The organism is Enterobacter cloacae complex sp. HYC033_NIDB (assembly GCF_056673335.1).
This window is the reverse complement of the sequence record NZ_CP115123.1, coordinates 4,787,596-4,813,500: the sequence shown is the minus strand read 5'-3', so window position 1 is coordinate 4,813,500 and position 25,905 is coordinate 4,787,596. Positions and strand designations below refer to the sequence as shown.

At 54.9% G+C, this 25,905-nt stretch carries 24 protein-coding genes, 1 tRNA gene and 1 pseudogene; 22 read left to right on the top strand and 4 right to left on the bottom strand.

Annotated features, from left to right (window positions below):
- Positions 1 to 24: 24 nt before the first annotated feature.
- From O1721_RS23070 to O1721_RS22995, 16 genes and pseudogenes are all read left to right on the top strand, one after another.
- Positions 25 to 1,253 (top strand): IS3-like element ISEc27 family transposase gene (locus tag O1721_RS23070; protein WP_148116659.1). Its coding sequence is split into 2 segments (ribosomal slippage): positions 25 to 340 and positions 340 to 1,253, totalling 1,230 coding nucleotides; the frame shifts between segments, so codons are not numbered across the junction.
- Between the two features lie 11 nt (positions 1,254 to 1,264).
- Positions 1,265 to 1,846 (top strand): annotated as a pseudogene (gene pcoS / locus O1721_RS23065) (copper resistance membrane spanning protein PcoS); the annotation flags it as partial.
- 215 nt (positions 1,847 to 2,061) lie between these two features.
- On the top strand, positions 2,062 to 2,496 hold the full coding sequence (gene pcoE / locus O1721_RS23060; protein ID WP_004388336.1) for a copper resistance system metallochaperone PcoE: 435 nt from the start codon (positions 2,062 to 2,064) through the stop codon (positions 2,494 to 2,496).
- Between the two features lie 184 nt (positions 2,497 to 2,680).
- Positions 2,681 to 3,426, top strand: a protein-coding gene (locus O1721_RS23055; RefSeq protein WP_223151193.1) for an IS1-like element IS1B family transposase whose coding sequence is annotated in 2 segments (ribosomal slippage) — positions 2,681 to 2,930 and positions 2,930 to 3,426 — 747 coding nt in all. Because the reading frame shifts where the segments join, the coding sequence is not laid out codon by codon here.
- Entirely contained in the window at positions 3,423 to 4,403 is a 981-nt protein-coding gene (locus O1721_RS23050) for an IS5-like element ISKpn26 family transposase (protein WP_020899206.1), read from the top strand. The genes O1721_RS23055 and O1721_RS23050 overlap by 4 nt, the downstream gene beginning before the upstream one ends.
- 589 nt (positions 4,404 to 4,992) lie before the next feature.
- A complete protein-coding gene (locus O1721_RS23045; RefSeq protein ID WP_154283625.1) occupies positions 4,993 to 5,361 on the top strand; it encodes a hypothetical protein in 369 nt (122 codons plus the stop codon).
- Positions 5,362 to 5,823: 462 nt separating this feature from the next.
- Positions 5,824 to 6,189 carry a hypothetical protein gene (locus O1721_RS23040; RefSeq protein ID WP_006781400.1) on the top strand — a complete coding sequence of 122 codons (366 nt, stop codon included), beginning with the start codon at positions 5,824 to 5,826 and terminating at the stop codon, positions 6,187 to 6,189.
- Between the two features lie 84 nt (positions 6,190 to 6,273).
- On the top strand, positions 6,274 to 6,921 hold the full coding sequence (locus tag O1721_RS23035; protein ID WP_063413730.1) for a hypothetical protein: 648 nt from the start codon (positions 6,274 to 6,276) through the stop codon (positions 6,919 to 6,921).
- 75 nt (positions 6,922 to 6,996) lie between these two features.
- Positions 6,997 to 7,599, top strand: a complete 603-nt coding sequence (locus O1721_RS23030) for a DUF3085 domain-containing protein (RefSeq protein WP_006781404.1) — start codon at positions 6,997 to 6,999, stop codon at positions 7,597 to 7,599.
- Between the two features lie 67 nt (positions 7,600 to 7,666).
- Positions 7,667 to 8,014: a hypothetical protein gene (locus O1721_RS23025; protein ID WP_006781405.1), complete on the top strand. Its 348-nt coding sequence runs from the start codon at positions 7,667 to 7,669 to the stop codon at positions 8,012 to 8,014.
- 81 nt (positions 8,015 to 8,095) lie between these two features.
- Positions 8,096 to 9,082 (top strand): ArdC family protein, encoded by a 987-nt coding sequence (locus O1721_RS23020; protein ID WP_006781408.1) that lies wholly within the window; start codon positions 8,096 to 8,098, stop codon positions 9,080 to 9,082.
- A 105-nt stretch (positions 9,083 to 9,187) separates the two neighbouring features.
- On the top strand, positions 9,188 to 10,120 hold the full coding sequence (locus O1721_RS23015) for a DUF1281 domain-containing protein (RefSeq protein ID WP_006781409.1): 933 nt from the start codon (positions 9,188 to 9,190) through the stop codon (positions 10,118 to 10,120).
- A gap of 108 nt (positions 10,121 to 10,228) precedes the next feature.
- On the top strand, positions 10,229 to 10,912 hold the full coding sequence (locus tag O1721_RS23010; RefSeq protein WP_006781411.1) for an N-6 DNA methylase: 684 nt from the start codon (positions 10,229 to 10,231) through the stop codon (positions 10,910 to 10,912).
- A 128-nt stretch (positions 10,913 to 11,040) separates the two neighbouring features.
- Complete coding sequence (locus O1721_RS23005; protein ID WP_006781413.1) at positions 11,041 to 12,549, top strand: UvrD-helicase domain-containing protein; 1,509 nt, start codon at positions 11,041 to 11,043, stop codon at positions 12,547 to 12,549.
- 66 nt (positions 12,550 to 12,615) lie between these two features.
- On the top strand, positions 12,616 to 14,259 hold the full coding sequence (locus O1721_RS23000; RefSeq protein ID WP_006781415.1) for a conjugal transfer nickase/helicase domain-containing protein: 1,644 nt from the start codon (positions 12,616 to 12,618) through the stop codon (positions 14,257 to 14,259).
- Positions 14,260 to 14,316: 57 nt separating this feature from the next.
- Positions 14,317 to 15,318 (top strand): tyrosine-type recombinase/integrase, encoded by a 1,002-nt coding sequence (locus O1721_RS22995; RefSeq protein WP_006781417.1) that lies wholly within the window; start codon positions 14,317 to 14,319, stop codon positions 15,316 to 15,318.
- 181 nt (positions 15,319 to 15,499) lie between these two features.
- On the opposite strand, the gene O1721_RS22990 is transcribed toward O1721_RS22995, so the two are convergent.
- Positions 15,500 to 15,575, bottom strand: a tRNA-Phe gene (locus O1721_RS22990).
- Between the two features lie 95 nt (positions 15,576 to 15,670).
- Positions 15,671 to 16,384, bottom strand: a complete 714-nt coding sequence (locus O1721_RS22985) for a DUF554 domain-containing protein (protein WP_017692680.1) — start codon at positions 16,382 to 16,384, stop codon at positions 15,671 to 15,673.
- 181 nt (positions 16,385 to 16,565) lie between these two features.
- On the opposite strand from O1721_RS22985, the gene O1721_RS22980 reads away from it, so the two are divergent.
- Positions 16,566 to 18,704: an ornithine decarboxylase gene (locus O1721_RS22980; protein ID WP_032650098.1), complete on the top strand. Its 2,139-nt coding sequence runs from the start codon at positions 16,566 to 16,568 to the stop codon at positions 18,702 to 18,704.
- A gap of 75 nt (positions 18,705 to 18,779) precedes the next feature.
- Here the strand turns inward: O1721_RS22980 and O1721_RS22975 are convergent, their stop codons facing one another.
- The gene (locus tag O1721_RS22975; RefSeq protein ID WP_015571854.1) at positions 18,780 to 19,472 is read right to left on the bottom strand and encodes a response regulator; all 693 of its coding nucleotides are present in this window, start codon (positions 19,470 to 19,472) and stop codon (positions 18,780 to 18,782) included.
- Entirely contained in the window at positions 19,462 to 21,099 is a 1,638-nt protein-coding gene (locus tag O1721_RS22970) for an ATP-binding protein (protein ID WP_032649500.1), read from the bottom strand. Before O1721_RS22970 ends, O1721_RS22975 begins: the two co-directional genes overlap by 11 nt.
- Before the next feature lie 345 nt (positions 21,100 to 21,444).
- Between O1721_RS22970 and O1721_RS22965 the strand changes: the two genes are divergently transcribed.
- From O1721_RS22965 to citE, 5 genes are read left to right on the top strand one after another with little or no spacing between them, the layout of a single operon-like run.
- Complete coding sequence (locus O1721_RS22965; protein ID WP_015571852.1) at positions 21,445 to 22,806, top strand: 2-hydroxycarboxylate transporter family protein; 1,362 nt, start codon at positions 21,445 to 21,447, stop codon at positions 22,804 to 22,806.
- A 17-nt stretch (positions 22,807 to 22,823) separates the two neighbouring features.
- Positions 22,824 to 23,687 carry a fumarylacetoacetate hydrolase family protein gene (locus O1721_RS22960; RefSeq protein ID WP_015571851.1) on the top strand — a complete coding sequence of 288 codons (864 nt, stop codon included), beginning with the start codon at positions 22,824 to 22,826 and terminating at the stop codon, positions 23,685 to 23,687.
- Positions 23,688 to 23,700: 13 nt separating this feature from the next.
- Entirely contained in the window at positions 23,701 to 24,723 is a 1,023-nt protein-coding gene (gene citC, locus O1721_RS22955; protein WP_023295419.1) for a [citrate (pro-3S)-lyase] ligase, read from the top strand.
- A 16-nt stretch (positions 24,724 to 24,739) separates the two neighbouring features.
- On the top strand, positions 24,740 to 25,033 hold the full coding sequence (gene citD / locus O1721_RS22950) for a citrate lyase acyl carrier protein (protein WP_017382935.1): 294 nt from the start codon (positions 24,740 to 24,742) through the stop codon (positions 25,031 to 25,033).
- Complete coding sequence (gene citE, locus O1721_RS22945) at positions 25,030 to 25,905, top strand: citrate (pro-3S)-lyase subunit beta (RefSeq protein ID WP_032649497.1); 876 nt, start codon at positions 25,030 to 25,032, stop codon at positions 25,903 to 25,905. The genes citD and citE overlap by 4 nt, the downstream gene beginning before the upstream one ends.

Here is a 25,905-nt window from a genome sequence, read left to right as displayed (position 1 = left end):
TTTAGACTAGTCGTTGGAGTCCGAATGATTGATGTTTTAGGTCCAGAGAAGCGCAGACGGCGAAGTGTTCAGGAAAAAATCGCCATTGTTCAGCAGAGTTTTGAGCCCGGAATGACCGTGTCGCTGGTCGCCCGTCAGCATGGCGTTGCTGCCAGTCAGCTGTTCCTGTGGCGTAAGCAGTATCAGGAAGGCAGCCTTACAGCCGTTGCCGCAGGAGAACAGGTTGTGCCCGCGTCGGAGCTGGCATCTGCGATGAAGCAAATTAAAGAGCTGCAACGCCTGTTGGGCAAGAAAACCATGGAAAACGAGCTGCTAAAAGAAGCCGTTGAATATGGCCGACAAAAAAAGTGGATAGCGCACGTGCCCTTGTTGCCGGAGGATGGCGAATAAGCCTTGTCAGTCGTTGCCTCCGGGTCTCACGTGCGCAACTGCATGCCATGGCCCGTCGGTCGAAGGACTGGCAGGATCGTCGGTGCAAGCGCAAGCCTGATGATACTGACGCGCTGGCCCGTATCCATACCGTTATCGGCGATCTGCCCACCTATGGTTATCGTCGGGTATGGGCACTGCTGCGCAGACAATCAGAAACTGACGACATGGCGGTGATCAATGCCAAACGCGTATACCGCATCATGCGTCAGAATGCGCTGCTGCTTGAGCGTAAACCGGAAATACCGCCATCGAAGCGGGCGCATACAGGGAAAGTGGCCGTTGGAGAAAGTAACCAGCGGTGGTGCTCTGACGGCTTCGAGTTCAGCTGTGATAACGGTGAAAAACTGCGGGTCACGTTCGCTCTGGACTGTTGCGATCGCGAGGCACTTTACTGGGCGGCCAGTAACGGTGGATATGACAGTGAAACCGTGCAGGACGTCATGCTGGGTGCCGTGGAGCGTCGTTTCGGTAACAGCCTGCCGACATCCCCAGTTGAGTGGCTGACAGACAACGGTTCAGCCTACCGTTCTTATCAGACGCGTCAGTTCGCCAGAATGGTAGGACTGGAGCCTAAACATACGGCGGTACGTAGCCCGGAAAGCAACGGGATGGCAGAGAGCTTCGTGAAAACGATGAAGCGCGATTACATCAGCATCATGCCGAAACCCGACGGGTTAACAGCGGTAAAGAACCTTGCGGAGGCCTTCGAACATTACAACGAATGGCATCCGCATAGTGCACTGGGGTATCGTTCGCCACGGGAATATCTGCGGCGGCGAACCAGTAATGGGTTAAGTGATAAAAAGTGTATGGAAATATAGGGGCCAATCCACTGGCTAAGGAAAGGGATGTTTCGCATTACCGCGAAATTTTATTCGCTAACCTGGAAGAACTGAAAAGGTTGTCACGAATGACCAGTGACATGCTTTTTCTGGCACGTTCAGAGCATGGTCTGCTGCGGCTGGATAAACATGATGTGGATCTGGCAGCCGAACTGAATGAATTACGTGAGTTGTTCGAGCCCCTGGCAGACGAAACAGGAAAGACAATCACGGTTGAAGGAGAGGGCGTTGTTGCCGGAGACAGCGATATGCTCCGACGTGCTTTCAGTAACCTGCTTTCCAATGCAATCAAGTATTCTCCCGATAACACCTGTACAGCGATACACCTTGAGCGTGACAGTGACTGTGTGAACGTGATGATTACGAATACGATATCCGGCCAGGTTCCCGCTAATCTGGAACGTTTGTTTGACCGGTTCTATCGCGCAGACTCATCAAGGTTCTACAACACGGAAGGCGCGGGGCTGGGATTATCAATTACAAGGTCGATCATTCATGCTCACGGCGGCGAGCTGTCAGCAGAACAGCAGGGGCGGGAAATTGTGTTCAGTGTGCGTCTGTTAATGGATTAATACCGTTATTCAGGAGAAACCCGGAAGGTGACAAAAATGTCATCGTTCAGTCACGCGATAAACAGAGGCGGTTTTTTATAATCAGCCATAAATCAGGACAGCGTGATAATTCAATCGCCCGGTTCCTAGCATGATGATCAACCAGCCCTGAGATCAAATGCTTTCTCTGTTATAAGCATTGATTGTTCGGGTATGAAAACACCGGAGACCCAACCATGAAAAAGATCCTTGTATCCTTTATTGCCATGATGGCTGTCGCTTCATCTGCCTGGGCTGCAGAGACAATGAACATGCATGACCAGGTAAATAATGCCCAGGCGCCTGCCCATCAGATGCAATCATCCGCTGAAAAAAGTGCAGTTCAGGGGGAGAGCATGAAAATGATGGATATGAGCGGTCACGATCAGGCCGCAATGTCCCATGAAATGATGCAAAACGGCAATTCTGCTGCCCATCAGGACATGGCTGAAATGCATAAAAAAATGATGAAATCCAAGCCAGCAGCTTCTAACGAAACAGCAAAATCATTTTCCGAAATGAACGAGCATGAGAAAGCCGCTGTTGTGCATGAGAAGGCGAATAATGGTCAATCTTCCGTTATTCATCAGCAGCAGGCTGAAAAGCATCGCAGCCAGATCACCCAGAATTAACCCGCAGCTCCACTTGTTAGACCCTCATTTGACGCCGAAGTCACTGGCTTACGCTCCCGTCCGGGAGCGTTTTTTTAACTCTCTCATAAATTTTCAACTGTCAAGGGAATGGCATTCATCTGACCAACGGGTGATGCTGCCAACTTACTGATTTAGTGTATGATGGTGTTTTTGAGGTGCTCCAGTGGCTTCTGTTTCTATCAGCTGTCCCTCCTGTTCAGCTACTGACGGGGTGGTGCGTAACGGCAAAAGCACTGCCGGACATCAGCGCTATCTCTGCTCTCACTGCCGTAAAACATGGCAACTGCAGTTCACTTACACCGCTTCTCAACCCGGTACGCACCAGAAAATCATTGATATGGCCATGAATGGCGTTGGATGCCGGGCAACCGCCCGCATTATGGGCGTTGGCCTCAACACGATTTTCCGCCATTTAAAAAACTCAGGCCGCAGTCGGTAACCTCGCGCATACAGCCGGGCAGTGACGTCATCGTCTGCGCGGAAATGGACGAACAGTGGGGATACGTCGGGGCTAAATCGCGCCAGCGCTGGCTGTTTTACGCGTATGACAGGCTCCGGAAGACGGTTGTTGCGCACGTATTCGGTGAACGCACTATGGCGACGCTGGGGCGTCTTATGAGCCTGCTGTCACCCTTTGACGTGGTGATATGGATGACGGATGGCTGGCCGCTGTATGAATCCCGCCTGAAGGGAAAGCTGCACGTAATCAGCAAGCGATATACGCAGCGAATTGAGCGGCATAACCTGAATCTGAGGCAGCACCTGGCACGGCTGGGACGGAAGTCGCTGTCGTTCTCAAAATCGGTGGAGCTGCATGACAAAGTCATCGGGCATTATGGAAGGTGCGAACAAGTTCCTGATATGAGATCATCATATTCATCCGGAGCGCATCCCAGAGGGACATCATGAGCCATCAACTCACCTTCGCCGATAGTGAATTCAGCACTAAGCGCCGTCAGACCCGAAAAGAGATTTTCCTCTCCCGCATGGAGCAGATTCTGCCATGGCAGAATATGACCGCTGTCATCGAGCCGTTTTATCCCAAGGCGGGCAATGGCCGACGGCCCTATCCGCTGGAGACCATGCTGCGTATTCACTGCATGCAGCATTGGTACAACCTGAGCGACGGTGCCATGGAAGATGCCCTGTACGAAATCGCCTCCATGCGCCTGTTTGCCCGATTATCCCTGGATAGCGCCCTGCCGGATCGCACCACCATCATGAATTTCCGCCACCTGCTCGAGCAGCATCAACTGGCCCGTCAATTGTTCAAGACCATCAATCGCTGGCTGGCCGAAGCAGGCGTCATGATGACCCAAGGCACTTTGGTGGATGCCACCATCATTGAGGCACCCAGCTCTACCAAGAACAAAGAGCAGCAACGCGATCCGGAGATGCATCAGACCAAGAAAGGCAATCAGTGGCACTTTGGCATGAAGGCCCACATTGGTGTCGATGCCAAGAGTGGCCTGACCCACAGCCTAGTCACCACCGCGGCCAACGAGCATGACCTCAATCAGCTGGGTAATCTGCTTCATGGAGAGGAGCAATTTGTCTCAGCCGATGCCGGCTACCAAGGAGCGCCACAGCGCGAGGAGCTGGCCGAGGTGGATGTGGACTGGCTGATCGCCGAGCGTCCCGGCAGGGTAAAAACCTTGAAGCAGCATCCGCGCAAGAACAAAACGGCCATCAACATCGAATACATGAAAGCCAGCATCCGTGCCAGGGGGGAGCACCCGTTTCGCATCATCAAGCGGCAGTTCGGCTTCGTGAAAGCCAGATACAAGGGGCTGCTGAAAAACGATAACCAACTGGCGATGTTATTCACCCTGGCCAACCTGTTTCGGGTGGACCAAATGATACGTCAGTGGGAGAGATCTCAGTAAAAACCGGAAATAACGCCAGAAATGGTGGAAAAAATAGCCTAAATAGGCTGATTCGATGTGTTTGCGGGAAAAAAATCGGCCCAGATCCGCGAAATTTTAATCAGCGAGTCAGCTTGGGAAGAAATGACCTGCTTATTCGCACCTTCCTTAGTTAGGATATAAGTCAGCGAAAATGTATAAATAATCTTAGCCGTAGGCTAGGGACTGTTATTAAAAAAAGTTAATGACAATATTGTGCCAGTTCGTCAGTTGACATGTTCACTATTTGCTCTGAAAATAGACAGGCTTACTTGTTGCTACATGCAACCAGCTAATGCTCCGGCAGTCTGAGAGGAGCGCCTTCGGGTGACTAGCAGCTAACGTTTCACCGGTCTGAGAGAAACACCTTCGGGTGACCGGAAAATCCTCGCAGCCTGAGAGAGGATACCTTCGGGTGGTAAATCCGTTTAACCTCTGGAAACGGATATCGCTGAACAGTGATTGAGGTCATTTCAACTTATCAGACAGTCAGAATGTTGTTTTTTCTGACTCCCCGACGGGAAACACTTCCCGGTCGGGCAGGTGTTTCCTTTTTTTATGGAGAAACACCATGTCTGTCATCTCTTTTGCGGTTTTCCCTGAACATCTCCTTACTCAGCTTCAGCAGTCTGCTGACGCAGCTGTCCGGAGATTGAAATCTTTCATTTATCTGCATCGCAACAGCAGCTGGTATGTCAACGGTTCGGGCAATTATGCCGTCCGTGCGCACATCACTTCTGTCAAAGACCAGGGCGTTAACGTCTTTCTTACCGTTCGTACAGGTTGCCACCGCGCCGAGTATGTTTTTCACCGCCTGCCGGTTTCCTTTCCTGAGGGAATAACAGGTCGTCGAAACGCATACCGCCATGCTTGCCGTCAGGCACAGCATCTGGCACACCTGCGCTACCGTTTTCTTTCCGGAGGGCATTCTCATGACTGAAGCACTGCACGATGTCACTTTCCGTATTCTGTCGATGTCTGAGACGCGACGGGATGTATGTCCCGCTCAGTATGGCCCCGTAAGTGGTGTTTTCATCCGGGCGAAATCCTCAGAGATAACGTCTCCTGTGGCGAACAGGTTTTTGTCGCACCGCTCGGTGATTGTGATCCGGCTGACCCCGAACTCTGTGTATGGTGTCAGTATTACGGATATTCTCCCCGGGTGGAGGCTGGCGACATACTGGATGGCGTGGCCGTTTCGGGCATAAATTCCGTAGATCCACTGTCGGTAGCTGCGTTGAAAAGCCTGCGCTTTAATCCTGAATATGTGTATCAGGAGCAATCTGATTCATATGCACTGAACTGATCGGTTGATGAACGCCGGTCAAAAAATGTTGTGGACCCTGACGGGGATATCTCTCCGTCGGAGGGAATATCCCGTTATTTACCTGAGGATATACCCATGCACACAGACGTTTATACGCTTAAAACTCCACTGGACACGCTCAGCTGGCTTTGCCTGCTTGAGAGTGAACTTCTGAGCATAAGGGCATTCCAGCGTCTCGATCTTCATACGGACCGGGATGAACCGAATGAACTGACGTTTCTGGAAGATTCCATCATTGGCACCGGCACAGCTTATGGCTGGTTTGTCTTTTTACTCGGGGAAGGCGATATTCCGCCTTTGCCTGATACGTCTAAAAATTTGCTCTTCACGCTGGACGAGCTGGGAAAAGAAATTAACCGGCCCTTCTGGGAGAAGGCCGTGGATGAAGGTATCCAGGATGCCCGGTGTGATCGGGCTATAGCGGCTCTCGAACGGATGTAACCAGCAGAAAGAACACACCCTGACGGGGATTTACTCCCGTCCGGGGGATAAATCCCCCCTTTTTTATTCGCGGAGGATTTATCGATGAAAAACCTGTTTTCTTCGCCGGCTTCCATGTCGGTTGTCTACACCATCGAGCACGTCAGCACGGTTCCGTTGCGACACTGGCATGCTTTCGTTCAGGCCGTCACAGAAACTTTCTGGCAACTGCCGGTGCGTCTGCGTCCGGGGAATACGTATCTGCCGTCGCTTAATCGCGCGGCTGACCTCTTTCCGGTTGCTGATGTCATGGCGTTTTGTGGCGACACAGGCGGCAGTGTCTGGCCGGTCAACATGACGATTGAGCGTGAGCGCAACCGCAATACGCTGAGTATCCAGGAGCTGGATTTTCAGCATCAGCCCTGCGATTTCTTTGCACGCATTGTGATGGTCCTGCTGCATAACCTGTGTCCGGGCAGCTTTCGGATACATTCTTCTGACGAAGGCCGCAGCTGGGCGTTACCGTTACGCTGGATTGAGCGACATCTCGGCCTGCCTGAGCAGCCGACGCTGACCGCGCCTCAGCCGGTACTGAAAACGCCGGTGCGTGGTGACGCGTTTGATTCCCTGCTGCTGCAGCTGCTCTGCGGTGGTGAGCGTGTGCTGAGCAACGACGACTGGAATGCGTTTACGGAGGCTGAATTTCAGCTGTATGAACTGAAGCGGGTCGCGGAAAAAACTGACGCGCTGTAAACAGTACTGACTTTAACCCCGTCGGGAGAGATCACTCCGGACGGGGCGGCTCTCCCGTTTTTAAAGGAGAGCCCCATGCTTTTTTTCGACAACAAAGACCTGACGAACGTCCTGCTGGCCGCCCGCATGCAGGGAGGTCAGCTTCACCTGGCAAAGGATGAGGGTGTTTATCTTATGCCGGCCACCGGTGCCTGGCAGGGCAACGATCCGGTGCCGCGTATTGCGTATGCCACAGGGTGTCACCCTCAGAAAAATGAGGACTGGTACGACACGGCACGCCTGCTTGCCGGCGGCGATGATTTCATTGAATCACTGTCGATAAGCGACGCGGTAGCCACCTCTGTACTGTCCGGCAGGACGGACCTGAGGATCCTGATTACCGACACACAGATACAGGTGCTCACCGCAGCGACTGACCGGGTGAAAGTCGCGCAGTACCGCCAGAAAGCCGATCAGCTTCTGGCGAGTGCAGTCTGTCACTTCAATGCCTGTGTCGGGCCTGATGAACTCTGCCGCTGGCGTGAAAACGCCGTGCGTCTGCTAAAGCAGGCGGCCTTCATCAGTTGTAAGCGGGCGAAGCCTGAAGATCATCAAACCTTTCTGAACGCCTGTGGCAGGCTGCAGGCCAGGTTATCGCAGGTGACCCCGCAGGGGGCGCTGCGAATAACCGGACGTTAACTCACCCCGGCAGGGACTTTTCCTGCCGGAAAGGTTCCTGCCTCTTTCTGAACCGAAGGAGGCCCGTATGGGACTGGATATTTTTCTCTACAGCCAGCACAGGCAGATCGTCGCAGTACCGGCACCGTATCATCCGGTGTATGAACTGAGCCGCGATTTTTCACTGATTACCTGGGTGGATAAGCATGTCGGTGAGGTGGAAAACGCGACCTGTCTGGAACTGTCACGCGAGCATATTCAGCAACTGAAAGAGAGGCTGGACTGTGCGATTGCGACATTTACAGAGGGGAATGAGGATAATCAGCTTCTTCAGCGCCGGCTGCAGTACGTTTTCACCCTGCGTGACAGGCTGGAAAGCCTGCTCAGTGATTTTGACTTTGAACATGAATACCTGTGGTTTTATGCCGCATGGTAACTGACTTCTGAATTTCCCGTCGACGGGCGTATCTCTGCGCCCGCCGGCGCAGGGGTATGCCTCTGATTAAAGGTATATCTCATGAAAAAAACGACTTCACACAAGGCGGCCCGCCGTCCGGCAAAACATACTGACCTTTATCGTCAGATCACCGACCGCATTGTTGTCGCTCTGGAAAACGGCGTCGCGCCCTGGCGTAAGCCGTGGCGCGCGGCTGCCGGCATCGGTCTGGCCGGTCTGCCCCTAAATGCCACAACCGGACGTCACTACAGCGGCGTGAATGTCCTGCTTCTCTGGATGTCAGCGGAAGAGCAGGGTTTTCGCAATAACCGCTGGATGACTTACCGGCAGGCGCAGCAGGCTGGCGGGCAGGTGCGTAAGGGTGAGAAAGCCACCCTGGCGGTGGTTTATAAGGACTGGACGAAGCAGGCGGAGGATCGCGAAGGCAACCGCCTTTATGACAGTGACGGTAAACCGCTGATGGAAACCGTGCCGATGCTTAAACCCCTGCAGCTGTTCAACGCTGAGCAGTGTGAGGGGTTGCCGGCAGAGGTTGCGGCTTCACCTGAGCAACCGCCGACGGTGGATGAGGACGGCATACTCAGCCCGGACGTGATGAACAGGGTGATCCGGATGTTTAACGCCACAGGGGTTAAACACCGGATGCTGCCTCAGAACCGGGCTTATTACCGTCCGCTGACGGATGAAATTGTGATGCCGGTGGCTGAGCAGTTTTTTACGGAGGCGGACTGCTGGTCCACGCTGCTGCATGAACTGGTACACAGTACCGGTCATGCGAAGCGACTTAACCGGGAGGGGATAACCTCCTCATCCCGCAAGTTCGGGGACCCGGTGTATGCCTTTGAGGAGCTCATCGCCGAAATGGGCAGTGCGTTTTTGTGTGCCCAACTCGGGGTATTCGGTGAGGTTCAGCACGACAGCTATGTGGACCACTGGCTGAAGGTGCTGAAATCTGACAAAAAGGCCCTGTTCCGCGCCTGCCGGCATGCCCGGGAAGCGTCGGAATATCTACTGGCACTGCCTGAAAGTCAGGCTGTGGCGGCGTAATTAACTTATCCGGTGGCGGTTATTCCGTAACTGTCGCCCTCCCGTGAGGACACCGCTCCTCACGGGGCTGTGTCCTCTTTTTTTTATGAAAGAGGAGTATTCACTATGTCCGAATGGTGTCATAACCGCCTGGAAATCACCGGTAAATCCGTCTGCATTGATGTCATGCTGCAGTGGATAAACGGAACTGACGTACCGCGTCACCGCCACGCAGTGCAGCAGAGCATACAGCTTTTTCTGGCTGGCGCGGCGGGGATACTCAAGCCGGTGCGCACAACGTCGTATCCGCCCTGTCAGGGGCTGGTCCGTGCAGGCACAGGGCTTTCCACTGCGGCCAATCAGGCGTTTGAAAGCTGGCTGGCGCTCCTGCTGAAGGATGCCATCCTCGATGCGGAAACCATCCGGGCCATTGACCGGCTGTATCACCAGTCAGGTCTGGGCGCGCTGAAATGGGAGAATATTCCCGACCCGGCACGTGAGGTTATGGCGGAGCTGATTGCCAGGCAATACACCGACTGGTTTGGTCTGGTCAGCGCCGGCGATGAGTCTGATGCCGCAACTGCCTGGGAGCGGCTCAGCCAGTATCCTGAACGCTCCCAGCCCTGCGATATGCTGGCCGTCATACCTACGCGGCTGGCAGCAGAGCTGAACGGTTCCGGAGGGCTGATGTCAGGCGTATCGACCACAACCAGCCTCTACTGCCGGCAGTACGGCATGGAGTGGCCTGCCGGGCACAATGTCAACTGGCAGCGGCATTCGCCAAACAGTCTTACGCTGCAGATGGATACGCCCTGGCTTCCGCCGTCAGGTGAGGTTGTCGGGGAAATTTCTGCGGTATTTGACTGCGAGGTGCGTCACAGCTACAGCGAGCCCGTGAGCGGGCTCAGCGGTTACGACTGCTATGACGGCGGCGAACATGTCGACGGACACAAAGGTGCGGCCGGCGCGTCTCAGCCCGGTCAGGTGCTTTATCTCGTCAGCGATGAGCCGGCGTTATCGACTCAGGAAGCAGCATCTTATCGTGAGGTCCGGGGGTAAAAGCCTGTTCCTCCGTTAACCCAGCCACGGCAATGCCGTGGCTTTTTACCCTCAGGGGACACGTCCCCTGGTCAGGGTGCGTGTTCCCTTTTTTTATGGAGAAGACGCATGCCTGGCATGATTAACCACGAAAAAGCCTTTGTTAAGTTGTTCAGTCAGACGGCCCGGTATCATCACCGGTTTAAAGTGTTTGAAGACTTCATCAGCTGCAGCGTCATCGCGCTGGAAAACCGGCTTCACTTCAGTGAAGCGCAGGAGCAAAAGTATCTGCGTATAGTCGGTGGATACGAAAAGGAGGACGTCACGCGCATGGCGCAGCTGCTGGCCCACGTTGTTAACGGGCTGGGTGAAGCGCCCGGGGACTTCCTTGGCCGCGTCTTTATGCAGCTGGAGCTGGGTGACAAATACAGGGGGCAGTTTTTCACGCCCTGGGACGTGGCCAGAATGATGGCGGCCATGCAGCTGGGCGACACTGAAGCGTTGTTCCGTGACAAACCCTTCATCACCCTGAGTGAACCTGCGTGCGGTGCCGGCTGCATGGTGCTGGCATTTGCTGATGTTCTGCAAAAGGCGGGGTGGCCACCGCACCGGTATCTGTGGGTATCCGCGACAGATATCGATCCGCTTGCGGCCGGAATGGCTTACATACAGCTGTCCCTGTGCGGGATTGCCGGCGAAGTGGTGGTAGGTAATACCCTGGCGAATGAACGACGCCGGATACTCTATACCCCCGGGCACTATCTCGGCGGCTGGCCTGTTCGTCTGGATCCACGGTACTTGCAGGCGGCATAATCACATCCACACGCTCCCGCCCGGGAGCGTTTTTTATTTCTGAAGCACGGTATCTGGTTTTTTATCGTAGTGAACTCTTCCCGCTGTCAGGCTGTTTTTTTTCACATCTGCTGCTGCGGGAGAACACAGTGACCTGGAAAACAACAGCCGAACAAAACGCCATCATCGAATGGAAGGGTAATCATCTTGTGGTAAATGCGTTTGCAGGCACAGGCAAAACCTCCACGTTAGTGAACTACGCTGAAGCCAACCCGGAAAGTAAGATGCTTTACCTTGCCTATAATCGCGCTGTGCGGGATGAGGCTGAACGCAAATTCCCCTATAACGTAGAGTGTAAAACGTCGCATCAGCTGGCATGGGCCCGTTTCGGCAGGCATTTCCGTGACCGGCTGACAGCCAGTCTGCGCATTACGGATGTGGCCCGCAAGCTCAATACCCGCCACTGGCCGCTGGCGCGGCTGGCGCTAAGCGGGCTGAACATGTTCCTCTGCAGTGCAGATACTGAGCCGGGGCTGATACATCTGCCGTCTGAGGATGATCGCCACGGTCTCGATGCCGGTAAAATTCTGGGGGCAATCCAAATCCTCTGGTATGAAATGAGCCGTACTGATTCAACCTTTCCCGTCACGCACGACACCTACCTTAAACTTTTCCAGCTTTCACATCCTGATTTATCAACACGCTGGGATACCATCCTTTTCGATGAGGCGCAGGACGCTAACCCGGTGACCAGTGCGTTTGTACTGAATCAGCCCTGCCGGGTCATCCTGGTCGGCGACCGCTACCAGCAGATTTACCGCTTTCGCGGGGCGGATAACGCGCTCAATGCCCCTCAGCTGGCGCAGGCAGACAAATTGTGGCTGACGGCGAGTTTTCGTTTTGGCCCTGAGGTCGCGCGTATGGCCAACATCCTGCTGGACCGTGCCGGTGAAGATAAACAGGTAACAGGCAACGGGGGGGAAGACAGTGTGGTGACCCGAATTCCGGAGGGAACTGAGCACATTGCTGTACTGAGCCGGACGGTATCCGGTGTGATTGGGAGTGCTTTAACGGCAAGTCTCATGGAGAAAAAGGTCTTCTGGGTCGGCGGGATTGAAGGCTACAAGACCGAAGAGCTTGAGGATCTGTACTGGTTCTCCGCCGATATGCCTGAAAAGATGCAGTCCCCGCGCTTCAGCCGGGACTACCGGGATTTTGACGAGTACTGCTCGATAGCCAAAGCCACGCAGGACGTGGAGATGAACCAGGCTATTCGCCTGCTCGATGACTTTTTCCCGCTCCCTCAAAAGCTGGCCATTATGCGCCGTCAGGTCGTCACTCATGAAAAAGAGGCTCAGGTCACGGTTTCAACCGCACACCGCAGCAAGGGGCTCGAATGGCCGGTGGTGATGCTGAGTGAGGATTTTACCGACATTACCGACCCGCTTCTTTCGCAGGATGAGCGGCAGGATGAGACCAACCTGCTGTACGTGGCTGTCACCCGGGCCAGAAGAACGCTCGTGCTTAACGAGTTGATGCGCTGGCTGAGCGATGAAGGCGGGAAAAACCGCGAGACGACGTACGAAACCGTACCGTCCGGAAATGGAGAGAGTGCCGACAGCCACGAAGAAACGGGAAAAACTTCTGAGAATGAGTAACTGGTTTTTTATGGTGAAGCGCGGGGAGTGTCACAACACTGGGCAGCCCTATACCAGGAGAAAATCATGCGCGACAGAATCAGGACTCTGAGGTTTCTGTTTTCAAAAGGTGAACCGGAACCAGCACGTCATGTATCCGCTTTCACACCTGCCGGCTACCACGCTCCGCGTACGGTCGATACGCTGTGCTGTAGCCCGTTGAGAAAAACCTGCCTGCAACAAATATGGGAAAACAGCTCACTTCCGGCGGATGTTTATCACCGGTTTTATATAACGCCACTGCATGGCTTACTGGCCAGGGTACAGAATGTGCCGGCAACACAGCAGGGAAGGTGGTCGCAGTCAGACGGCTTCGGGGACCTTACGCTGCAGTTCACAACCTGTGCGGTCAGACTGGCCAAAGGATACATGTTTCCACCCGGAGCTGCGCCAGAAGAGCAGGCAGAGCAAAACGTGATGTGGAATACGGTCATTTTCTGGTCTGCACTGTTCTGGCATTTGCCGCTCCTGGCGTCTCTGGAGGGGGAGCTGCTTGATGGTAAAAGCTGGCTTCCGGGAATAACCGTTCCGGACTCGCCTTATCGATTTCGCTTCCGGGAAGCTGACAACTCCTCAGCTTTTGCAGCGCTGGCAGCCGGACAACTTATGCCAGCGGAAGCGACAGGCTGGCTGGCAGAAAATCCCGAAGCTCTGGGCAATCTTGCCGGGGCCTTATGGAACCAGCATCCGGCAATGCCGTTGATCCGAAGCCTGATGAAACAAGCAGCTGAGAAAACAGAGTCTCCTCTGATGGAGAGGAAACCTGCGGAAATTTTAGGTTCTTATGCAGGTGAAATTCCAGTAAATACAGCCCTTTCAAATGAGGGGGGCGCTACGGTTTTACCTACAGATATGTTATCTGAACAAACAGCTCTGAGCGGGGCAACTGATCCATCTTCCCCTGAGATCTTTACACTTGCCACAGGTATTGATAACCCCACTCAGCTTAGTGATTCACCAGTTAAAAGCCGTGAAGAAAACGAAGCAGAAAGTGTTTTAAGCGAAATCGAAAAAAGTACTGGCTCTGACTCTCTGCCCTCTGAAGATGATGCTGATGCTCTCCTTTCTCTTTTCGACATGTCAGGAGATGCTAAAGCTTCAGAAAATGAAGGTGAGGTACAGGCAGGCGTGTCCGTTGTGATTGCAGAGGAACAGCAATCGTCAGAACCCCTTGAAAAGATAGAAGACCCCGCAAATGAAAAGGAACCGTCTGCAAAAGGAAACTCGGACTATTCTCAGGTTGCAATTGTTAACAAATGTGATGAAAGATCAGATTCCGTACCCGTAGCAGTCTCCGGTACTGACGTAGCGGAAGGAGAACAGTTTTTTGACTGGCTCCGGGAGGGACTCAATCGGGGAGATATTAGTTTTAATGGTAAAGCAGACAAAATCCATGTTATTGCCGGCTATGTCTTTTTACCCGTCCCCGGTATCTTTTTCGACTACCTTAAGGCCACTGGTTCGACTATTCAACGGGAAAGCATTCAGGCTTCTTTTGAGCGACTTAACCTGCATAAGCGTCGTGATAACAGGAGATTTTATTTTGCTCAGCTTTACGATACACCCGACAAGTCCGGGAGGTTCAAACGGGTAAAAGGCTACCTGGTGAAAAGCAGGCGGGTATACAGAAAGACCATCCCTCAGGACAGTCAGTTCATTTTGTTCCCCTGACCACAACGTCGGTCTGACATCTGGTGCGTTACTGTTACTAAGAGAGGAATGGAAAAAATGAACGAAAATAGTGCTGACTGGCTCTGGCAGGAACTTATGGATGAGTACTTTTTCTGTAAATCGCTGCGCGAAGATACCGAGTGGAGTTATAAGAAGGTTGTTCGTGGTTTCAGGAAGCATATCGGGGAAGCCTGTCCGCCTTACGGCATAACCAGTCGCGATGTGCTTGAGTGGCGAAGGCATGTGCTCAAGAAGCAGTGCCTTTCTGCACATACCTGGAACAATAAGGTCAGCCATATGCGTGCCCTGTATAATTTTGCCATCACTTCTCAACTGACGAACTTAAGTAAAAATCCCTTCAATGGCGTATCGGTCAAACAGGACAAGAAGCGTAAAAAAACGCTAACAAAAAACCAGATGACAAAAATCTGGCTAACTATGCAGCAATTTGCTTCTGAGCCCAGAACCGAATCTAAATGCGCTCTGAGGCCAGTATGGTACTGGCTGACTGTCCTGGACACCTTGCGTTACACTGGTATGCGGCAAAATCAACTGCTCCATATACGTCTAAAAGATGTGTCTCTTGACGATGGGTGGATTGAATTAAGAGCGGAAGGCAGTAAAACGTACCGGGAATGGCGGGTTCCCGTTGTCAGTCATTTACGACCGAGACTGGAAGCATTGCTTCAGCGTGCAAGGGACTGCGGTGCCGGCAATAATGATGCGCTTTTTCACTATGAGCGGTTTGTCTCTTCGCCTGCAGAAAGGGCGTCTCTTTCGGAAAAACCATCGCTGCAACCGTTACGCTCTTTTTTTCGTAGACTGTCAAAAGAGTGCGGATTTGATGTTTCTCCCCACCGGTTCAGGCACACCCTTGCCACGACACTGATGAGCTCGCCTGAACGAAACCTGCAGCTGGTTAAGGGATTGCTGGGGCACCGCAACGTGAGTACAACAATGGAATATGTTGATATCAGTATGGATATTGTGAGCCAGGCGCTGGAAAAGGAAATGGCACTTTACACCGATAAGGCTGAAGAGATGTTTTACAATGGTTGACATTCAGTCACGTCATTGTAATTATTCACAGTGATCGAGAAAAGGGAGCCTGTGTCAGCAGGCTCCCTAATCGAGAGGGTAACTTCTTGATGTATGCTGATGTGAGGATCAACATCAACAAGTACCACTCCCGTTAAACGCCCGTCAGTTTTCTCACCTCTGACCAGCGTGCTTCGAATAGTGGTGCCCGGAGGCGGAATCGAACCACCGACACGGGGATTTTCAATCCCCTGCTCTACCGACTGAGCTATCCGGGCAACGGGGCGCATTAAACCCGATCCTCCCTCCGGCGTCAACGAAATTTGTTGCTTTCGGTGCAGACTGCACACTCTCTCACCATTTCGTCGCAAACTTAAGCGAAAAAGCGCGTCCAGAGCGCGGAAAGCGGCATCGCGAGCAGCAGGGCAGGGAGCATGTTCACCACTGCAAACATCTTAATGCCACAGATGCGCAGCCCTGTCGCCAGCAGCAACAGGCCGCCGACGGCGGTAAAGTCTGCCATCATCGCTGGCGTTGTCAGCGGTAGGATCAGCGTGGCGCAGGTGGCCAGCGCCAGCTGAATAAGCAACATCGGCACACAAATCGCGGCGACGGCGATGCCGAGGGTGGTGGCAAAAATGGTGGCAGTAAAGAAATCCAGAAACGCTTTCGCAATCAATATGCTGGGATCGCCGGTCATCCCTTCCTGCATCGAACCGAATATCCCCGTGCCGCTGGCGCAGAACAGAATAATGATCGCAACGTAGTTCTGAATAAACGACTCGTGCGTGCCGTGCTTTGCCTTGCCCGGTCGGGCAATCAGATTTTTGGCTTTGCCTACCGCGTGATTAATACCTTTTTCCAGATAGCAAAACTCGCCGATGAGTGCGCCGAGCAGCGTCGCCAGTACCATCACCGGCAGGTTGGCGCATTTCACCACTAAAAGGATACCAATCCCTAACGACGCCAGGCCAAAAATAGAAGGCATGGAGACGCGAATACGCTCCGGCAGGCGCTGACTTAATACTGCCCCAAGTACACCGCCCAGCAATACGGCTCCCGCATTGATAAAGGGTCCAATTACCACGTTTAACTCCTGTTATTTAAGCACTGGCATTGCATGATTATGGCACGTTCGTCCCAGATTACGCTTAGCTTTGGGAGGCGTAACGCATACTGATTCCTTCTTGCACCTGAAAATAAAAGGTGACATGATTGCGCGAATTTTCTCCTTCCTGTCTCGCCGTTCGGTGAGGGTATTTGCGCCTATGAAAACCATGAAAATTGCCGTCAGCCGTGAGCTGGTATCCAAAGTTTCTACGCATCGCGAAAAAGTTATGCTGGATAACACCGATTTCACCGATGTGGCGGCAGTCGTCATTACGGTTGTTGAAAGCTACAGCGGCATTCTCGCATTGCTGAAGCGTACGGGCTTTCAGTTACCGGTATTTTTGTTCTCAACAGAGCCAGGAGAGGTGCCAGAGGGTGTCACGGCGATCATCTCGGGTAAAGCACAGGAATTGCTGGAACTGGAATCTGCCGCCTGCCGGTATGAAGAGAACCTGCTGCCACCCTTTTTTGACACCCTGAGCCAGTATGTGGCGATGGGAAACAGCACCTTTGCCTGTCCGGGTCACCAGCACGGTGCCTTTTTCAAAAAACACCCGGCGGGGCGGCAGTTCTATGATTTCTTCGGTGAGAACGTTTTTCGCGCCGACATGTGCAACGCCGACGTTAAGCTGGGCGATCTGCTGATCCACGAAGGCTCCGCCAAGCACGCGCAAAAGTTCGCGGCGAAAGTATTCAACGCGGACAAAACCTACTTTGTGCTGAACGGCACGTCGGCGGCCAACAAGGTGGTGACCAACGCGCTGCTGACCCGCGGCGACCTGGTGCTGTTCGATCGTAATAACCATAAGTCCAACCATCATGGGGCGCTGATCCAGGCCGGGGCAACGCCTGTCTATCTTGAGGCAGCCCGTAATCCGTTTGGTTTTATCGGCGGGATTGATGAACACTGCTTTGATGAGGCCTGGCTGCGGGAACTGATCCGTGACGTCGCGCCGCAGAAAGCCGCCGAGGCGCGCCCGTTCCGCCTGGCGATCATTCAGCTCGGCACCTATGATGGCACGATCTACAACGCCCGTCAGGTGATCGACAAGATCGGTCACCTTTGCGACTACATCCTCTTTGACTCCGCCTGGGTCGGCTACGAGCAATTTATCCCGATGATGGCGGAAACGTCTCCGCTTCTGCTGGAACTGAACGAGAACGATCCGGGAATTTTCGTGACCCAGTCGGTCCACAAGCAGCAGGCCGGGTTCTCGCAAACGTCGCAGATCCATAAAAAGGATAACCATATTCGCGGTCAGTCGCGCTTCTGCCCGCACAAGCGGTTGAACAATGCGTTCATGCTGCATGCCTCCACCAGCCCGTTTTACCCGCTGTTTGCTGCGCTGGACGTGAACGCCAAGATCCACGAGGGCGAGAGCGGACGCAGGCTGTGGGCGGAGTGCGTCGAGCTGGGCATTGAAGCGCGCAAGGCCATCATCGCCAACTGCAATATGATCAAACCGTTTATCCCGCCGGTGGTGGCGGGGCGGCCATGGCAGGATCACCCCACGAAGGCTATCGCCAGCGAGCGTCGCTTCTTTAGTTTTGAACCGGGTGCAAAATGGCACGGTTTTGAAGGCTATGCCCGCGAGCAGTATTTCGTCGATCCGTGCAAGCTGCTGCTGACCACGCCGGGCATTGATGCTGAAACAGGGCACTATACCGATTTCGGCATTCCGGCGACCATTCTCGCCCACTACCTGCGCGAGAACGGCATTGTGCCGGAGAAGTGCGATCTCAACTCCATCCTGTTCCTGCTGACGCCAGCCGAGAGCGCGGAGAAGCTAATGCAGCTGGTGGCGATGCTGGGGCAGTTTGAACAGCATATTGAAGACGACACGCCGCTCGCGGATGTGCTTCCGACCATCTGTCAGAAATACCCGGTGCGTTACCGCGACTACACGATCCGTCAGCTGTGCCAGGAGATGCACGATCTTTACGTCAGCTTTAACGTGAAGGATTTACAGAAGGCGATGTTCCGTCAGGAGAGCCTGCCTGCCGTGGTGATGAACCCGCAGGATGCCAACCAGGAGTACATTCGCGGGAACGTCGAACTGGTGCGTATTCGTGACGCCGAAGGACGCATTGCCGCCGAAGGTGCGCTGCCATACCCGCCGGGCGTGCTGTGTGTGGTGCCCGGGGAAGTCTGGGGTGGAGCAGTACAGCGCTATTTCCTGGCGCTGGAAGAGGGCATTAATATGCTGCCGGGTTTCTCGCCAGAGTTGCAGGGCGTTTACAGCGAGAAAGATGCGGACGGGATTAAGCGGCTGTATGGATACGTATTGAATGTCTGAACGTAGGCCGGGTAAGCGTTAGCGCCACCCGGCGAGTGCCCGGCGGCGCAAGCTTACCGGGCCTACAATACTGCGTCAGGCTTCTGCGCGGCGGTACATCCTTCTCGGATGCCCAATCTTCCCGTACAGCATCTCCACCGTCAGAAAACCCACCTCCACGCAGTGTTCCAGATAGCGCCGGGTGGTGGTTTTACTCAGGCCCGTCTCGCTCACCACCTCATCCACCGTAAAACAGTGCGCCGCCTTGTTGTTAAACAGCATTTGCACCCGCGCCAGCGTGTTCTCCTCTATCCCTTTGCTGCCGTTGTCCAGGCGATAGTTTTTCGCCTGCAATTGATAGAGTGAATCTACGTTCTGCTGGTCGACGATCTTCCAGACGCGCTGCTGTTCGGCAAACTGCACAAAACGTTCCAGCGACTGGCTCAGGCGCTTCCAGGAAACCGGCTTGAGGATGTAGTCGAACGCGCCGTTACGAATTGCCTGGCTACAGGTGTCCATATCGCTGGCGGCGGTGATGAAAATCACCGAGCAGTTGGCGCGGGTGAGCATCGGGTTGCTGATAAGGGTGATGCCTTTGCCGTCCGGCAGGTAGTTATCCAGCAGCATCAGCTTCGGCTGTTTGCTCTCCAGTTGTACCTGCGCGTCGGCCAGCGACGCGGCAATCCCCACCAGCCTCAGGCGCGGATGTTTACCGATAAGCTCCGCGTGCAGTTGCGCCAGTTCGTTCTCGTCTTCAACAATCAGTACGTCGATAAGTTCATGTTGCATAGTCGGTATCTTCCAGTTCCTGTACGGGGTGCCGGGCCGTTCCCGTGGCGGGAATAAACAGTGAGAAAATGGCACCGCGTGGGGTGTTATCGGCAACTTCAATTGCACCGCCAGCCTGTGTGACGTAGCTTTCAATCAGATACAGGCCAATACCATGATCGCCGCGCGTTTTGGTGGTGATGCCGCGCTCAAAGATCCGGTCGCGGATCTCCGGTGTGATGCCGACGCCCTGGTCGGCGACTTCAATAATCAGTTCCTGCTCGTTCAGCTTTATCAGCACGTCCACCGGGGCATGCGGGAGCGGTGCACGCTGGGTCGCTTCAATGGCGTTATCCAGCAAGTTCCCGATGATCGAGATAAGTTCCGATTCGAGCAGCGGCAGGAACGGTTTATCCACCCGGCAGGCCGGGTCGAAACTCAGCTCAACGCCTTTTTCACTCGCGCGGGCGGCCTTTCCAAGCAGCAAACCACACAGCGTCGGAGAGCTAAAGCGGGACGAGATAAAGTCCAGCAGCTCCTGAGCGTGTTCCGACTGCGCCTGTATGTAGCGAATCGCTTCGTCATAACGGCCCATATGCAGCAGGCCGGACAGCGTAGTCATGCGGTTCAGCTGTTCATGGCGCATGATGCGCAGGTTATCAACGTAGCGCTTCACCTGGCTGAGCTGGGCGCTGAGCGAGTCGATCTCGTTGCGATCGCGAAAGGTGATCACCCAGCCCTGCAACGCATCTTCCAGCATGATCCGCACCCGGCTGGCAATAACTGTGAGATCGTTAAAGCGACAGATCTCATCGTGGGTGTCTTTCGCAAGCATGGTTTGCGCGTTGAAGAACGGAACGGGCGCGATCACCTGGCTGATGAGCTGACCCCGCAGTTCGCGGGCGGGCTGGCGTAAGCCTAATAATTTACGCGCCGCCTGGTTGATCACCTCAATGCGGAGATCGTCGTCGATGGCAATCACCCCTTCATAAATGGATTCCATCATCGCCTTTTGCTGGCGCACCAGCAGGCCGATTTCGCGCGGCTCCAGAGAGAATATCTGCTTCTTGATGCTGCGGGTGAAGAACCAGGAGAAAATAAACAGGGCGATAAGCAGCAGCACGGCGGCAATCAGGATATTAACCACCTTGTTGACGGTGATGGTGTCCAGATAGCTCGTGAGATAGCCTACCGAAACAATCCCCACCACCTGCCCGGCATCATTAAAAATGGGCGCTTTGCTGCGCAGCGAAATGCCTAACCCGCCCTTGCGGATGGTGATGGTGCTTTTGCCGTGTAATACCTCGTCGTTATCTCCGCCAACCAGCGTTTTGCCTACCCGGTCGGCAAACACGGAGTGGAAAAGATGCAGCCCCTTATTGTCACCAATCACAATAAAACTGGCGTCGCTGCGGGCGGCTATTTTCTGCATAAAGTCATGGATACCCAGGATATCCTTTTGTTCGACTTCTTTTCGCAGGGTAGGAATAAGCGCAATTTCTTCGGCCTGTATTTTTGCGCGCGCGCTCATTTCCTGATAAAGCTGCCTGCCGACATCGACATAATAATATCCGCCCAGTAATGCGAACAGCACTGAGAAAAAGGCGACCAGCGAAATAAACAGCTTGATCTGAAACGATACTTTCATAACTATCACGCGAGATATCAACAGGTCGGCTGAATATATCATCTTTTAAAGCCAGGATGCCCGCTTTGCCGAAAACTTGTGATCCCTTGCACAGCGCAGCCTGTAAAAGATTTTTCCGAAAGTCTCATCCTCTTAAGGTTAAATGAATAAATGTTATTTCTTTGTTCAGTTAAGAAAAGAAACCATAAAAACCACGGCAATAAATAAGGCGTAAATCACATTAAATAAAAGAAACCATTAAAACCATAGCGTCCATTAAAACTTCGCTTTTAATATGCCATCCCTCACATAAAGTAAGCCTTTGTGACTCTAAGCTGAACGCACAAAATAACTAAGGGGCTTATTATGAGCACAACTGACGATTCATTCTCTGTTACCCACGACCCGATTGATATTCAGCGGCCATCGCTCAAAGAGCGCTGGTGGCATATTATGGATACCTGGAAAATCGGCATTATTCCTCTGCCGCTGTTCGTTCTGGCGGGCGCGCTGATTGCGATTGATTGCCTGGGCGGAAAACTGCCGAGCGACATTGTGGTCATGGTGGCCACGCTGGCCTTCTTCGGCTTTGCCTGCGGTGAGTTCGGCAAACGCCTGCCGATTGTCGGCAAGCTCGGTGCGGCGGCAATTTGCGCCACCTTTATCCCTTCCGCGCTGGTCTATTACGGCCTGCTGCCGGACGTGGTGGTTGAGTCCACGACCAAATTCTATAAATCCACCAATATTCTCTACCTCTATATCTGCTGCATTATCGTCGGCAGCATCATGAGTATGAACCGCACCGTGCTGATCCAGGGCTTCCTGCGCATCTTCTTCCCGATGCTGTGCGGTGAAATCGTCGGCATGATTGTCGGCATGGGTGTTGGGCTGGCGCTGGGCCTCGAGCCGTTCCAGATCTTCTTCTTTATCATTCTGCCGATCATGGCGGGCGGCGTCGGGGAAGGGGCGATCCCGCTCTCTATCGGCTATGCCACCCTGCTGCATATGGATCAGGGCGTGGCGCTCGGCCGCGTGCTGCCGATGGTGATGCTCGGCGGCCTGACGGCGATCATTATCTCCGGCTGCCTCAACCAGCTCGGGAAACGCTACCCGCACCTGACCGGTGAAGGCCAGCTGATGCCGAATCGCGCCAACGCTGATGCCACTGTTTCCCAACCTGCGTTCTCCGGCAAAGCGGACGTGACGACCATCGCCTCGGGCGCGCTGCTGGCGGTGCTGCTGTACATGCTGGGCATGCTCGGTCACAAGCTGATTGGTCTGCCAGCGCCGGTGGGCATGTTGTTTATGGCGGTGCTGGTGAAGCTCTGCAACGGCGCCTCTCCGCGTCTGCTGGAGGGTTCCCAGGTGGTGTACAAATTCTTCCAGACCTCCGTGACCTACCCAATCCTCTTCGCTGTCGGCGTGGCGATTACCCCATGGCATGAACTGGTGGCGGCGTTCACCGTCAGCAACCTGCTGGTGATTGTCAGCACCGTTTCCGCGCTGGTGGCGACCGGATTCTTCGTTGGCAAAAAGATTGGTATGCACCCGATTGATGTCGCCATCGTCTCCTGCTGTCAGAGCGGGCAGGGCGGCACCGGTGATGTGGCGATCCTGACCGCAGGCAACCGCATGAGCCTGATGCCATTCGCCCAGATTGCTACCCGTATCGGCGGCGCGATTAACGTCTCTGTCTCACTGCTGATTCTGGGCAACTTCCTCGTTTAAGTTTTCAGGAAAGAACAATGAAACTCGCAAGCTTTTTATACCAGGGAAAACGCAGCTACGGCATCGTACAGGCCGAAGGCGTGATTGATTTGGGCCGCCGCCTGGGCGACCGCTATGGCGACCTTAAAGCGCTGTTGCAGGGGAACGGGCTGGCGCAGGCCACCCGTTTTCTGAACGACGCGGTGGATGTACCGCTGAACGCCATCACCTTCTTACCGGTGATTGTCCAGCCGGAAAAAATCCTCTGCGTGGGCATGAACTATGCCGACAAGCGCAAGGAGTTTGACCAGCACAACCCGGCCCCGACGCTGTTTGTCCGCTTCCCGGACTCACAGACCGGCCACAACGAGCCGGTGCTGAAGCCGCGCCACTCCAGCGAGTTCGACTACGAAGGCGAGCTGGCTGTGATCATCGGCAAAGGCGGGGAGAACATCAGCCGCGACGACGCCCTGCGCCACGTGGCGGGCTACAGCTGTTACATGGACGGCTCCGCCCGCGACTGGCAGCACACCTGGTTCACCGCCGGGAAAAACTGGCGGCAGACCGGGGCGTTCGGCCCGTGGATGGCGACGGCGGATGAGATCCCGGACCCGCACAGCCTGGCGATCCGCACCTGGCTGAACGGCCGCATGGTGCAGGAGGACAACACCAGCAGCATGATCCACAAGGTGGCGGAACTGATCGAGTATATCAGCACCTTCACCCGTCTCAGCCCGGGCGACGTGATCATCACCGGCTCGCCTGGTGGCGTGGGTAAAAAGCGCAACCCGCCGCTGTTTATGAAGGAGGGGGATCGCATTGAGGTGGAGATCGAGCATATCGGTCATCTGAGCAACGTGATCGTGGAAGCGCCAGCCGTCGGGCTCGCGGCAGCGCACTGAGTAAGGCGGCAGCATGCAATCGCAACCCATTGATTTTCGGCACACCGTTGTGGCGAAACACCCGGAACGCTTAAGCCAGATCCGCTACCTGCTGGCAGACAGCGGCCTTGGCCTGGACAACGACATCACGCTGTTTGTCGAAGCCTGGTCCGGCGCGCAGCTGGTGGGTTGCGCCGGGCTGGCTGCCAACGTCATCAAATGCGTGGCGGTCAACGAGCAGCTTCGTGGGGAAAACCTCAGCGCGCGTCTGCTGGCAGAGGTGGAAAACGCGGCGCTGGAGCGCGGCCATTTTCACCTCTTCCTCTGCACCCGTCCGTGCAATAAGGAGCGCTTTGGCCGCAGCGGTTTCTGGCCGATTGCCCAGAGCGGGAACAACGCGGTGCTAATGGAGAACACTCCGCAGGGGATCGCGCGCTACTGCCGATCCCTGCGCGCGAAGCGCCGGTGTGGGGAAAAAACGGGCGCGATCGTGATGAACGCCAATCCCTTCACCCTCGGCCATCGTCATCTGGTGGAGCAGGCGGCGACGCAGTGCGATGCCCTGCATCTGTTTGTGGTGCGTGAAGACGCCTCGTTCTTCCCGTTCAGCGCGCGCATTGAGATGGTGCGTGCGGGCGTGGCGCATCTGCCGAACGTGGTGGTGCATGAAGGCTCGCAGTACATCATCTCCCGCGCCACCTTCCCGGCCTACTTCCTGAAGGAGACCGGCAAAGTGCAGCAGGCGTGGAGCGAGATCGACGTGCTGATCTTCCGGGACTATATCGCCCCGGCGCTGGGCATCACGCACCGCTTCATCGGCTCGGAGCCGTTCTGCGACATCACGCGGCAATACAACCAGACGCTGCACGACCTGCTGGCCTCGCACATCGACGTGGTGGAGATGCCGCGCATCAAAGCCACCGGCAACGCCATTTCGGCCTCGGAAGTGCGCCGTTTACTCAAGACACAGCAGTTTTCCCGGATCCGGGAGATTGTCCCGGACTCCACCTTCGCGCACCTCGAAGCACATTATCGTGCGAGTGCGGAAGTCGCATAACTATCAGGAATTTATCATGAATATTGTAAGGGAGGCGCTGGCCGGAACGCAGGAGTCCAGCGACCTGATGGTGAAAATCGCCCCCGCTCACGGTGAGCTGGAGATTGTCATCCACAGTGAAGTGATTAAGCAGTTTGGCGAGCAAATACGCCAGGTGGTCAACGACACATTGCGCGCCATGAACGTGCACCAGGGATTAATCATTATTGAAGACAAAGGGGCGCTGGACTGTGTGATCCGCGCTCGCCTGCAAAGCGCGCTTCTGCGTGCCGCCGATGAACAGGCCATCAACTGGGGGGCGCTGAAATGAGCAAACTCCGCCGCAGTATGCTGTTCCTGCCAGGCGCCAATGCCGCCATGCTCTCTACCGCCTTTATCTACCGCCCTGACTCCATCATGTTTGACCTTGAGGACGCCGTGGCCCTGCGCGAGAAAGACACCGCGCGCATGCTGGTGTTCCACGCGTTGCAGCACCAGATGTATCAGGATATCGAAACCGTGGTGCGCATTAACCCGCTGAACACGCCATTTGGCCTGCTGGATCTGGAGGCCGCCGTGCGCGCGGGCGTGGACGTGATTCGCCTGCCGAAAACCGACACCCCGGATGACATCTACGAGCTGGAAGGCCACCTCGAGCGCATTGAGCAAGCGTGCGGGCGCGAAGTGGGTTCCACCCGCGTGATGGCGGCGATTGAATCGGCCATTGGCGTTATCAACGCCGTGGCGATTGCCCGCAGCTCCCCGCGCCTGATCGGCATCGCACTGGCCGCCTTTGACTACGTGATGGACATGCAGACCGAGCGCGGCGACGGCACCGAGCTGTTCTACGCCCGCTGCGCCGTGCTGCACGCCGCACGCGCCGCCGGTATCGACGCCTTCGACGTGGTGTGGTCCGACGTTAACGACGAAGCCGGGTTCCTGCGCGAGGTCGACCTGATCCGCAAGATGGGCTTTAACGGCAAATCGCTGATTAACCCGCGCCAGATAGACCTGCTGCACAACGCCTACGCCCCGACTCAGGAAGAGGTGGATCACGCCAAAAGGGTGATTGAGGCGGCAGAAGAGGGCGAGCGTAACGGCCTGGGTGTGGTCTCGCTCAACGGCAAAATGGTGGATGCACCGATTATTAACCACGCGCAGGTGGTGCTGGAGCGCGCGGCGGCCTCCGGCGTGCGTCGGTAA